Genomic DNA, 12,647 nt, shown 5'->3' on the forward strand with positions numbered 1-12,647 from the left:
TGAGGAGGCTCAGCAGCCGCCCGCGGAAAGCGTAGTGTATTTCCGGAACGGCGAGGGAGCAATTTCTTAGTTTACTTCGCATTTTATATATAAATCAACTTCAACAAATGCTTTCAATGAAGCGAGTAGGTCTTTATGTTTTACAAAGGTTGTCAAGGCAATTATTAGAAATGTTTCAAGTTTGCCTCAGCTAACTGTTTGATCTCATTTTATTGGTGCGAAAGTGAGTTATAAGGGAATAATTACGTTGTGATAGGGGGTGTAATGGATGGATAAGTTTGTCGTTATTGATCTCGAAACGACAGGTCATTCACCAGCAAACAAAGACAAAATTATTGAAGTAGGAATTGTGACGATCGAAAATAATGAAATAACAAATGAGTTTTCCACACTGCTAAATCCAGGGAAACCAATTCCTCCTTTTATCGCAAATTTAACGGGAATAGCTGATCAAGATGTCATAGATGCACCTACTTTTTCAGAAAAAGCAGATGAGATTGTTGCAATGTTTCAGGACAGTTATTTAATTGCCCATAATGTACCGTTTGATTTAGGCTTTTTAAATGAGGAACTTGCTTTTAATAACAAGAAAAAACTAACAAACCCAGTTATTGATACGGTTGAACTTGCAAGAATCCTTTATCCGCAAGCCCCAAGTTTCAAACTCGGTCAATTGGCAGATTATATTCAAATTAAACACGATGATCCACATCGTGCATTGTCAGATGCCTTTGTAACGGCAAAATTATTGTTAAAATTAAAAGAAAAGCTAGAATCATTGCCTTACGAAACAATTGATCATCTTTTAAAACTTGAACCAATGTTAAAATCGGATTTATACCAGCTGCTAAATGCTAGACAGCAAGCATTGGCATTCTCAACAGAAGATAACCAAGACATTGTTTCTTATCGTGGATTGGCCTTCAAGAAAATGACGGAATATAAAAAAGCAAACACTGAAATAGATTCTCCCTATGGTAATTATCTTGATGATATATATGAACATAATGGAACGATGGAACAACAAATGCGTCGTTACGAAAAAAGAAACGGGCAACGAGAAATGTCTGAACATATTTATGATGCATTTCGCTCTGAAAAACATGGGTTGATAGAGGCAGAGACAGGAACCGGTAAGTCATTGGCTTATTTGCTTCCAGCTGTTTATGAAGCGATTCAGACGAACAAACGAATTGTAATTAGTACCTATACAACCCAATTACAATCACAGCTGCTAGATGAAGAAATTCCACTAATTCATAAATTAGTTTCATTTCCATTTCATGTTGCATTGTTAAAAGGAAAGCAGCATTACATAAGCTTGGAAAAATTTGAACATGAATTATCATCCGAACAACAAGACAACTATGATATCGTCCTAACAAAAGCCATGCTTCTAGTTTGGTTAACGGAAACCGAGACAGGGGATATCGATGAAATTCAGTTGCCATCGAGTGGTTTTTTATTTTTTAAACGCATTTCCACAGATACAGAAGGATATGCTGATCCAACATCACCATGGTTTACCAGGTCATTTTACCAGCATGCCAAACGCCAAGCACAAAAAGCCGACATCGTTATTACCAATCATGCATTATTATGTACAGATATGTTTAATGGGTATCAGTTTTTACCCGCATACGACAAAGCAATCATTGACGAGGCCCATCATTTAGAAGAAACAGCCTCCAAACATTATGGATTGAAGCTTGATTATGCAACAATCCATTATCGTTTAAATCATATCGGTAGAACGGATGAAGCGAATTTGCTTGGAAAAATAGCGACAACCTATTCGATTGAAAATACACCGATGGATAAATGGAATAATATTTATGAAAATGCGAAATATGAGGTTGACGATTTATTTCGCTATCTTTTTCAATATGTAGTTGATCAGCAAAAAAACAAAAAATCTTATAGCGATATCGGGCGCATTCAGTACCGATTTGAAAACGATCAGGAACATCCAAACAAGTGGAGTACAATAAGGGAAATGGCTACGAGATTAACCTTTTATTTTCGCGATCTTATTCATATTTTGGCATATACAGAACAATATTTGGAAAAAAGTGAACTACTTACAAAAAATGACAAAGATGAAATAGATATCACGATTGAGTTATTGCAAACATTTATTGATCATATTGAGCAACTGTTTCTAATCGATGATGATGGGGGAAGTAACGTTAAATGGATTGAAATCGAAGCGTTTGGAGCAAAAAATGCTGTTTATATCTACAGTGAACCAATTAATATGTCTACATTATTAGCAGATGACTTTTTTGAACAAAAGCAAAGTGTTATATTAACAAGTGCCACGTTAACGATGAAAAATTCGTTCGCCTTTATTCAAAATCGTTTAGGATTAATGGATGATCGATTGATGACAGCAAAAATTAAATCTCCGTTTTCGTATCAAGATCAAGTTCAGTTAATGATTCCGAATGACTTTCCCGATATAAAGCATGGAAATTTGGACGATTATATTTATGCAACAAGTGAAGCAATATTATCATTGGCAGAGATTACCAAAGGCCGTATGTTAATCCTGTTTACATCGTATGACATGTTGAAGAAATCATACACCGTACTGAAGGAAACACTGGATTTAACGAAGTATGTCCTGATTGCCCAGGGAATTTCAAGTGGAAGTCGTGCAAGGTTAAAGAAAAACTTTATTAATTATGAACAAGCCATTTTACTCGGAACAAGTTCTTTTTGGGAAGGTGTCGATATACCTGGTGAAGATTTATCATGTCTAGTCATTGTTCGTCTACCTTTTCAGCCGCCGGACCATCCCATATATGAAGCAAAAGCCAGCGACTTAAAAAGTAATGGTAAAAATGCATTTATGGAACTTTCACTGCCAAATGCTGTCATCCGGTTTAAACAAGGATTTGGACGGTTAATTCGTTCAACAAATGATCGGGGGATTGTATTTGTTTGTGATGCGCGATTAATGAAGGCTCGTTATGGCAATTATTTTACCGACTCAATTCCAAATGTGCCAACAACATTTGATTCGACACAACGGTTAATGGATAAGGCAGAACAATGGTTTTAGTGAAAATTAATTAAAAATACTGATGCACCAATCGATGCATCAGTTATTATGGTATGGGCCTGGAAAATTTTTTGTTGAAATAAATACAAAACATTAAAAAGCTTGTTATACTGTATAGGGTCAGACAAAATATATTTATCTCAAGCGTACTATTAGTTTTTACCATGGTAAGTGTACTATGTGTAGCAAAAATTGATAAAACAAGAAGCTTTTTTTATGGAGGGATTACAATTGAACAATATGGAGACATTATCAACATTAAAAATCCACTATTCCGCAGATTTGTACAAAATTGTCGATTGCTTAAATCGAACACTAAAAAAGGAAGATCTAATGTTTGGTTTGGCATTAGATAAAACTGATGAAAATCAAGCAGTATTCACAATCTATCGTACCTAGTTGGTTAAAATGGATTTTGTTGATTATTTGTCTTGTCCTCATTTCTTGTTTGATCTATATCGGCTTTTTATACCATAGTATCCAGGAAAGTAAAAATGCTGGTTTTAATGACACAAAAGAACGTGTATTGAAAAACACGGAATTGACAGAAATTGATCGTATTTCGAAATTTCAGGGTAAAAAAACATACCACATTTTATTTGGTAGTACAAACGATCAGGATGAAAAGATTGTTTTCGTACCGATTCCGTCTTCTAAATCAGAAAATATAACAATCATCGATGCATCTGACATATTACACGAGCAAAATGTTATTGATCAATGGCAAGAGCAATGTAAAAAATGTGAACTTATCGACGTTACCCCAGCAATGATTGAGAACAAAGCCTTATGGGAAGTCACATATAAAGATAGTTCAGATCGCTATACGTTTGATTATTTATCTATTTACGATGGTTCGCGTTTTCAGCAAATCCGGTTAAAGAGTATGTTTAATTAAACAGGTAAACCAGAAGATTTCAATATGTTAAACAACCCTACAAGGAAGGTGATTTCATGGAATTAGCAAATAGAGTTAAAACATTAACACCATCTTCAACTCTCGCTATTACAGCTAAAGCGAAAGAATTAAAAGAGCAGGGCTATGATGTCATTGGATTGGGAGCAGGCGAGCCAGATTTTAATACACCAAAATATATTATCGACGCAGCAGAAAAAGCGATGCGTGAAGGGATGACAAAATATACACCATCTGGCGGAACAGTGGAACTTAAAAAAGCGATCATAAATAAACTAAAAAACGATAATCATTTGTCCTATAATGCAAGTGAAATCATTGTTACAACCGGTGCGAAACATGCACTATATACGTTATTCCAAGTACTATTAAACCCAGCAGATGAAGTAATTATTCCAACACCATATTGGGTAAGCTATCCAGAACAGGTTAAACTAGCCGGTGGTAAACCTGTTTTTGTTACAGCAGAAGAAACGAATCAATTTAAATTAACACCTGATCAATTAGAAGCAGCTATTACAGAAAAGACAAAAGCATTTATTATCAATTCACCGAGCAACCCAACCGGTATGATGTATAATGAAAAAGAGCTGGCAGCACTTGGTGACGTTTGTCTAAAACATAATATTATGATCATTTCCGATGAGATTTATGAAAAATTAATTTACACTGATGATGTGCATGTCTCGATTGCGCAAATTTCTGATGTGCTAAAAGAACAAACTATTATTATTAATGGTGTGTCTAAATCACACGCAATGACAGGCTGGCGGATTGGTTATGCAGCTGGAAATGAGAAAATCATTAAAGCAATGACAAATCTTGCGTCACATTCGACATCAAACCCGACGTCAATCGCACAGTATGCCGCACTTGCTGCATATTCAGCAAATGATGATGCTACGGATGAAATGAAACGTGCATTTAAAGAGCGATTAGAACAGATGTATCACCTAATAAATGATATACCAGGCGTAACTTGTATAAAGCCAAAGGGAGCCTTTTATTTGTTCCCTAATGTACAGGAAGCAGTTAATATGACTGGATTTACAAGTGTCGACGAGTGGGTTACCGCATTATTAGAAGAGGAGAAAGTTGCCCTTGTTCCAGGATCCGGTTTTGGAGCAGAACATAATGTACGCCTATCTTATGCAACATCAATTGAATTATTATCAGAAGCAGCAAAACGAATAAAACGGTTTGTCTTAAACCATCAATCATAGTTTTTGGAGGGAATTTTTTTGAAAACAACGATATCAGAAGTACCCAAACATGAAGGACAACAAGTAACAATCGGCGCATGGCTTGCCAATAAGCGTTCAAGTGGTAAAATTGCCTTTTTGCAATTGCGTGATGGAACGGGGTTCATTCAAGCAGTAGTTGCTAAAAATGATGTAAGTGAAGATGATTTTCAACTTGCAAAAAACATGTCACAAGAAACGTCCATGTACATAACTGGAACGATTGTTGAGGACAAGCGGTCACCATTTGGCTATGAAATGCAAGTACAGCAGATTGAATTAATTCATGAAGCCGTTGATTATCCAATCACACCAAAAGAGCATGGTACAGAATTTCTAATGGACCATCGTCATCTTTGGCTTCGTTCTAAGCGACAACATGCAGTTATGAAAATTCGTAATGAAATTATTCGGGCTACATACCAATTTTATAATGAAAGTGGCTACGTTAAAATTGATCCCCCAATCCTAACAGGATCATCCGCCGAAGGAACTACTGAATTATTCCATACTCAGTATTTCGATGAAGAAGCCTATTTATCACAAAGCGGACAACTGTACATGGAAGCAGCAGCAATGGCTTTCGGTAAAGTATTTTCTTTTGGTCCAACATTTCGTGCGGAAAAATCAAAGACAAGAAGACATCTCATTGAATTTTGGATGATTGAACCAGAAATGGCTTTTGTTGATCATGATGAAAGTTTACAAATCCAAGAACAATATGTAAGCTTTATCGTACAATCCGTTTTAAATAATTGTAAACTGGAACTTGGCATATTGGAACGTGATACATCAAAACTTGAGTTAATTAAGGCACCTTTTCCAAGGATTTCATATGACGATGCGGTCGAACTACTAAAAGAAAAGGGATTTACTGATATTGAATGGGGAGAAGATTTTGGTGCACCGCATGAAACAGCAATTGCCGAAAGTTTTGATAAACCAGTGTTCATCACAAACTATCCAAAAGATATTAAGGCTTTCTACATGAAACCAGATCCAAACCGCGATGATGTCGTTTTATGTGCTGATTTAATTGCCCCAGAAGGGTATGGCGAAATCATTGGTGGCTCACAACGTATCGATGATTTAGAATTGATGAAACAACGTTATGAGGAACATAACTTGACCGGCGAGGCGTACAAATGGTATTTGGAACTTCGTCAGTATGGGAGTGTTCCACATTCCGGATTTGGACTTGGCCTTGAGCGAACAGTAGCATGGCTGTCAGGTGTTGAACACGTAAGGGAGACAATTCCATTCCCAAGACTATTAAACAGACTATATCCTTGATTAATCGAACTCGTTTCGTAGTTAAAATCCCTTGTGTAAAAGCGAGGGATTTTAAACGTTATCAAAGCTTTTCCATGCTATACTAGGAGTGAGGTGCATACATTGCGTAAATCAATCCAAATCCAACAAATATTACTAAACCAGTTGCAAGTGCCAACGAGGTTGTTAACAAATTATAAATCGCTCGGACTAGACGAAAAGGACGTTATGCTGTTATTACAAATATATCGATTTATTTTTGATGAAAATGAATTTCCAACACCGGCCGAACTGACATCATTTCTAACGATAGACGAACAAGAATGTTCAACTATATTGCGCAAGCTGATTCAAAAGGGATTTTTGGCAATTGAGCAAACAAAAAATGAACAAAATCAATGGAGTGAACTATACTCCTTAGACCCGCTTTGGGAAAAAATATTTTCGACCGTCAAGCCGGAAACAGAACAGGAAGATGGCTCCATTTTTATTCTATTTGAGCAAGAATTCGGCAGGCCATTGTCACCATTTGAAATCGAAACCATCAATGTATGGTTAGATGAAGACGAATTAGCACCGTCATTAATTAAAGCAGCATTAAGGGAATCGGTTTTAATGGGAAAACTTAATTTTAAATATATCGATCGAATTCTCCGAGATTGGAAGAAGAAAGGGATAAAAACAGTCGAACAAGCAAGAGAGGCAACCAAATCATTTCATAATAAACAAACGAGTAAACCAACAGCACCAACCAAAAAGAGGGATACATCGTTTTACTATAACTGGCTAGAAGGGGAGGATTAAACGGTGCTAACTAAAAAACAGGTCCAGTTTTGTCTGGATCGCATGCGTGAAATGTTCCCACATGCCGAATGCGAACTGAATCATGCCAATCCATTTGAATTAGTCATTGCTGTACTTTTATCTGCTCAATGTACCGATGTGTTGGTCAATAAGGTGACAAAAGAATTGTTTAAAAAATATCAAACACCTGAAGATTATTTAGCTGTCACTTTAGAGGAATTACAACAGGACATCCGATCAATTGGACTTTATCGGAACAAGGCAAAAAATATTCGCAAACTTTGCCAAATGTTGATTGATGAATATGGTGGGGAAGTTCCGGAAACAAAGGAGGAACTCATGAAATTGGCAGGTGTTGGACGAAAAACTGCTAATGTTGTCGCTTCGGTTGCTTTTCATGAACCTGCGATTGCAGTTGACACACACGTCGAACGGGTTGCTAAACGACTAGGCTTTTGCCGATGGAAGGGTTCCGTATTAGAAGTAGAACAAACATTAATGAAAAAAGTTCCCAAAAATGAGTGGAGTGAAACACACCACCGGATGATCTTCTTTGGTAGATACCATTGCAAGGCTAAAAATCCAAATTGCCCTGAATGTCCTCTGTTAGAAGTTTGCAGGGAAGGTCAGAAACGAATGAAGAAACGAAATGCTATTTAAAAAGACCGAGGCAGCTCACTTTAAAATGAGCTGCCTCGGTCTTTTTTTATTTTTATTCGTCGTTGTCTTGGTCTTCGTCATCTTCTTGGTCATTCCCGTGGCCGTTTCCATGTCCATTCCCATGATCTTCTCCTGGACCACCAGTTTCTTCATCTTCACCAGGTATTTGAATGGTAGTACTCTGTGATTCACCTCGAATACCGCTTGTTTCTCCATTTTTACCTATTGGTGTAACAGCAATCGTATAGGTAATACCTGGCTGAGCATTGTCAATTTTAAGGCCATTTGAATTAACTGTTTGTTGTTGAGGTGCGCCACCACTTGGTGTAACGGTCACCTCAAACGTTGCCGCAGGACCATTATATTTCCATGAAACATCAATGGTATTATTTTTATAGGTAGCATTTAATCCATTAACGGGTTCCATCTCGCCATCATTTTCAGCTTCGTCCTCATCTTCTTCAGCTTCTCCATCGGTTGTCACTTTTGTTGATTTTGCCTCACTCGTATTTGCCTCATCATCATTACTAACAACCACGACTTGGATCGTATATTCAGCACCCGGTTCAACACTTGTGATTTCCATGTCTGTATCATCTGTTGTTGATAGTTCTTGCATCTGTCCGCCGTCAATACCTGCACTTACTTGGAAGGAAACGTCTTGATCTTCATCATAATCCCATTCCACATCAATTGTATTTTCATCTTCGTTAAAAGTTGCTGTTAAATCGTTGACAGGATCAAGTTTATCGTATTTCTCCGACGTTTTTGATGGTTCATTTCCTTTTACAAATAACTCCGAAACAATTTCCGATTCTGGTGTATAGTCACTTGGTAACCGTGCAGGATTCGATCCTTTTTCTACACCGAGCTCCACAACCGAGCTTGGTTTTGTGAAATCAGCTGTTTCAATACCATCAGAAATATAAGACATTGTATTTTTAAACAATGCGTGTGGAATTTTGGTATCAGGTAAAACCACTTTTTGATCATTATATCCAGTCCAGATGGAGATAGTGTAATTAGTTGAATAACCACTAAACCATGAATCAGGACTACCGTCTTTATCTTCAAGGTTTGTTGTTCCTGTTTTCCCAGCTACTGGAAGACTAGGAATGTTGGCTAACGTTCCTGTACCCTCCGTCATAACTGATTTGAGCATATCAGTTATCATATATGCCGTATAGTCTGACATAACAGGCTCTGGTTTTGGTTTTAATTCAACCGTTTTACCATCAGGGAATTCTACTTTAGTAACAGCGTATGGTTCATTCGATATCCCTTCATTACCAAATGCCCGGTATGCACCTGCAAGCTCAAGTGGGGTAACTTCTAATGAAGCTCCACCAATGGTATCCAAAATGGTCATATTTTTATCACCAAAATCTATTCCTAAACCTTCAGCAAATTCCTGTGCTTTTCCTGTGCCGATTTCATCAGTTGTTTTTAGTGCTGGAACATTCAATGATTGAGCTAATGCATAACGCATTGACATCCAGCCTTGATATTTGCCGTTCCAGTTGCCTGCTTTTTTATTGGTACCCGCAATTTCAAAAGGTTTATCATCGTTTAGTTGATGATATGTTGACCATTTTTCATATTCAATGGCAGGACCATAAGCAGCGATCGGTTTCATAGTAGACCCGGCTTGACGGCCACCCTGAATGGCATAGTTGTAGCCACCGTTTTCAAGTCCTCCACGAGCACCGCCAATTGCACGTATTGCCCCATTTTTCGTATCTAATACAACCATTCCAGCTTGCATATCGACCATATTACCTTTCGTGTCTTCTACTTTATCTGGATACGGAATTGGATTATCATCACTATCCGAAAATAGGAACTCAACATGGTCTTGCATGTCTGTGTCCAACGTTGTATATATTTTTAGCCCATCTGTATAAATATCTGCACCATCAAGTTTTTGTTTTACTTCTTTTTTAACTTTTTGTAAAAATCCTTCATACGGTGATGTATCAGGATGTGTATCTGTTAATAATGATGGAATATCAACTTTCCTTGCTTCATCCGCTTCTTTCTCCGTTATTTTACCGTGCATGACCATTAAATCGAGGACCGTATCCATCCGTTCCTTCGTTAATTCAGGATGATTATACGGGTCATAACCAGTCGGACGTTGCGGTAAACCGGCTAAAATGGCAGCCTCAGGTAATGTTAAATCGTTCAAGTCTGTCTTACCATAATAAATTTGTGCGGCTTTAGCCACCCCATAGGCGCCACTACCATAATAAACTTTATTCAAATACATCTCGAGTATTTCTTCTTTTGAATAATCTTGCTCTAATTGCAGTGCTAACCACATTTCTTGTACTTTGAGACTTATTTTTTTATCATGTTTCAGGAAGGCTTGTTCTACCACCTGTTGTGTTATGGTACTTGCACCCTGAGAACCAAAACCATCCGTAATATTAGCGATAATTGCACCACCAATTCGCTTAGGGTCTATCCCATGGTGTTCAAAGAAACGCGAGTCCTCTGTTGCAACAACCGCATCAATTAAAACTTGCGGTAAGTCATCATAACTAATTTTCGTTCGCTGTTCTGCTCCCAAATCAGCAAACAATTCCCCATCTTTATCATAAATTTTTGATGAAAATGGATCTGTTAGTTTGGATGCATCAATATCAGGCGCAGTAGCGATATAATAGGTGAACAATGCTCCGACACCAATTGCTAAAGCCAAAATTATGATTCCAGTATAGAGAAAAATCCTTTTCCATAACGGTTTCTTTTTCGTTTTCTTTTGCTTTCTTCTTGCCATGCGAGATTGGCCGTTTTCTGCCATAGCTCCATTCCTCCGTCTCTAAAAATAAAGCTGATCAATTACCTGCAAATAATCCACTCTCTTTTGAAAATGAAAGGGGATCTGGTATCCATCTTGTTTAATTGTTTGATAGGGAATCGATTTACGACCACCATTTAGTTTGTTTTGCCAATATGGAAAAATCTTTTCAGCAGGCATATAATAAGTTTCATTAAATGTGGCGAATCGAATTAACATAAAGCAAATCCCATCATGTTCCACAATGGATTGCATATGTTTTATCTGATGATCGTGGATATTAGCTAATGGAAACAGTGTTTTATTTTTTGTTTCCTTTGCTTCAAAATCAATATATCTTCCACGATATAATCCATTGTAATCCGTTGTTGAGGCTTGTTTAAAATACCCTTCAGTAATAACAGCAGCACTCCTTCTAGGATAGTGAACCTTTACTATTTGTACAGGTGTTGGTTTCTTATGGATCACTGCTTTATTCATTTCTAAATAACACGTGTTTGTTTCATTAATATCTTCTTCTAATGTCATCCCCCGATTACTAAAGCTGTTTTTCGCTTGATTTCTATTATTTTGCGGGATTGTATGCTTTCTTCCATTCGGATAGTTCATCCAAATTCCCCCTTGCATATTACAGTATCATACCACAAAAAAAGCGGACTTGATAATAAACAAATGCATAATATGTACTGTAAATACGAATCCTAATAGTTATCGTAATTCAATGCATCTGGGAGCGTGCGACAATTCATGCTAGGAAGCCAAGATTATCTCCATTATATAATAAAGAAGACAAAAGAACATAATCTCGATAACATTACCCGTACGAAAGCATATCAAAACTTTTATCTTCGCTTTCCGGAAATCAAATGGGCCTTTGTTGCAAGTTTAGTTTCCAGAAATGCTGGATGGAACATGACAGATCTTTATTTACCGCCATTCAAAAAACTTCTTAGTCATAAAAAGCGTCAACAGTTATTCATGACATACGAACGGGCAAATTGGCTGATTTTCTCCGACGCTTATCCACAATTATTAGTATATAAGTTATCGAGAAAATTGAATATGCCTTTGTTTGATTTATTAACAGGGTTACGAGTTTCAACATTCATGGTTCACGAATGGTATCAATTTTGGCAGCATCATGACCAGAACAGGTTAATGACTGCTTTGATCATTAATGAGCAAAATGTGATTCAACGTCCAGTCATGAAACAGGCTTATTTCAAGTATCAGGTATTTTCCAGACTTCCATACCTAATACAAGATTTTTTATTCATGAATGCAGTAATTTTGCCTACACGATCACCTAATTTATATGGTGCTTTTGTACATGACTTCACGAATGTAACGAACAGGATAACATTAGGAAAACATCTTGCTGCAATTATATACGATCCAACCATTTATCAAAACCTGCTTGATTTCGCCACTACAATGGAGCACACCGGTTCTCGACGTGATTATGAGCGATTCTTACAGTTACATTTGCCTAGAAGTCCACTTTTACGTGTCGTTTACCCTACAATATCCCATCAAGATATTATTCGTAAAGACTGGTACAAATTAGGGGGGATAAAGTCTAAATGGTTTCAAGATGTACAAAACCATTCAATTCATTCGAACGTTGGTGCTTCTTTTTACAAAAAAAGGCATTTGCTTTATGCGTCTTATCACATTAAGAAAATGTTCTCGTAACCAAAAAAATCGGCTCAAGGGCCGATTTTTTTAGAATATATAGCTGGCTATTTAAGTTGATGGACGATCCGGGCCGTCTAATTTTTTATTGCCGTAACCCCGTACATCTTTCTTTTGCTTTTCTTCAGCTTTTTGTTTCGTCTGTTTCTTCATACTTATACCTCCTTTGTTCTTAGTTTGTCAAATTTC

Annotated in this window: 10 protein-coding genes; 8 read left to right on the plus strand and 2 right to left on the minus strand. The window is 37.0% G+C overall.

What is annotated here, in order from left to right:
- The first annotated feature begins 268 nt into the window (after positions 1–268).
- From dinG to nth, 7 genes are all read left to right on the plus strand, one after another.
- Entirely contained in the window at positions 269–3,067 is a 2,799-nt protein-coding gene (gene dinG, locus C8270_RS14025; RefSeq protein WP_106497430.1) for an ATP-dependent DNA helicase DinG, read from the plus strand.
- A gap of 240 nt (positions 3,068–3,307) precedes the next feature.
- Entirely contained in the window at positions 3,308–3,466 is a 159-nt protein-coding gene (locus C8270_RS14030; protein WP_234028651.1) for a YpmA family protein, read from the plus strand.
- Positions 3,429–3,965 (plus strand): cell wall elongation regulator TseB-like domain-containing protein, encoded by a 537-nt coding sequence (locus C8270_RS14035; protein ID WP_158701733.1) that lies wholly within the window; start codon positions 3,429–3,431, stop codon positions 3,963–3,965. Before C8270_RS14030 ends, C8270_RS14035 begins: the two co-directional genes overlap by 38 nt.
- Before the next feature lie 56 nt (positions 3,966–4,021).
- Complete coding sequence (locus C8270_RS14040) at positions 4,022–5,206, plus strand: pyridoxal phosphate-dependent aminotransferase (protein WP_106497433.1); 1,185 nt, start codon at positions 4,022–4,024, stop codon at positions 5,204–5,206.
- Between the two features lie 18 nt (positions 5,207–5,224).
- Positions 5,225–6,517 carry an asparagine--tRNA ligase gene (gene asnS / locus C8270_RS14045; RefSeq protein ID WP_106497434.1) on the plus strand — a complete coding sequence of 431 codons (1,293 nt, stop codon included), beginning with the start codon at positions 5,225–5,227 and terminating at the stop codon, positions 6,515–6,517.
- 102 nt (positions 6,518–6,619) lie between these two features.
- Positions 6,620–7,300 carry a DnaD domain-containing protein gene (locus C8270_RS14050; RefSeq protein ID WP_106497435.1) on the plus strand — a complete coding sequence of 227 codons (681 nt, stop codon included), beginning with the start codon at positions 6,620–6,622 and terminating at the stop codon, positions 7,298–7,300.
- Positions 7,301–7,303: 3 nt separating this feature from the next.
- Positions 7,304–7,960, plus strand: a complete 657-nt coding sequence (gene nth, locus C8270_RS14055) for an endonuclease III (RefSeq protein ID WP_106497436.1) — start codon at positions 7,304–7,306, stop codon at positions 7,958–7,960.
- Between the two features lie 52 nt (positions 7,961–8,012).
- Here nth and C8270_RS14060 read toward each other — a convergent pair whose 3' ends face one another.
- On the minus strand, positions 8,013–10,766 hold the full coding sequence (locus C8270_RS14060; RefSeq protein WP_106497437.1) for a PBP1A family penicillin-binding protein: 2,754 nt from the start codon (positions 10,764–10,766) through the stop codon (positions 8,013–8,015).
- A gap of 18 nt (positions 10,767–10,784) precedes the next feature.
- Positions 10,785–11,372, minus strand: coding sequence for a Holliday junction resolvase RecU (gene recU / locus C8270_RS14065; protein WP_106497438.1), 588 nt, complete (start codon positions 11,370–11,372; stop codon positions 10,785–10,787).
- Between the two features lie 138 nt (positions 11,373–11,510).
- Here recU and C8270_RS14070 point away from each other — a divergent pair, with 138 nt between their 5' ends.
- Entirely contained in the window at positions 11,511–12,458 is a 948-nt protein-coding gene (locus C8270_RS14070; RefSeq protein ID WP_106497439.1) for a DUF2515 family protein, read from the plus strand.
- The last annotated feature ends 189 nt before the right edge of the window (positions 12,459–12,647 follow it).

It is taken from the genome of Lentibacillus sp. Marseille-P4043, from assembly GCF_900258515.1.
Taxonomy (GTDB): domain Bacteria; phylum Bacillota; class Bacilli; order Bacillales; family Amphibacillaceae; genus Lentibacillus_C.

Bases quoted from the DNA above. Each gene is read 5' to 3' on its own strand.
- dinG (WP_106497430.1), top strand. From the start codon at position 269: ATGGATAAGTTTGTCGTTATTGATCTCGAAACGACAGGTCATTCACCA.
- C8270_RS14030 (WP_234028651.1), top strand. From the start codon at position 3,308: ATGGAGACATTATCAACATTAAAAATCCACTATTCCGCAGATTTGTAC.
- C8270_RS14035 (WP_158701733.1), top strand. From the start codon at position 3,429: ATGAAAATCAAGCAGTATTCACAATCTATCGTACCTAGTTGGTTAAAA.
- C8270_RS14040 (WP_106497433.1), top strand. From the start codon at position 4,022: ATGGAATTAGCAAATAGAGTTAAAACATTAACACCATCTTCAACTCTC.
- C8270_RS14060 (WP_106497437.1), bottom strand. From the start codon at position 10,766: ATGGCAGAAAACGGCCAATCTCGCATGGCAAGAAGAAAGCAAAAGAAA.
- recU (WP_106497438.1), bottom strand. From the start codon at position 11,372: ATGAACTATCCGAATGGAAGAAAGCATACAATCCCGCAAAATAATAGA.
- C8270_RS14070 (WP_106497439.1), top strand. From the start codon at position 11,511: ATGCTAGGAAGCCAAGATTATCTCCATTATATAATAAAGAAGACAAAA.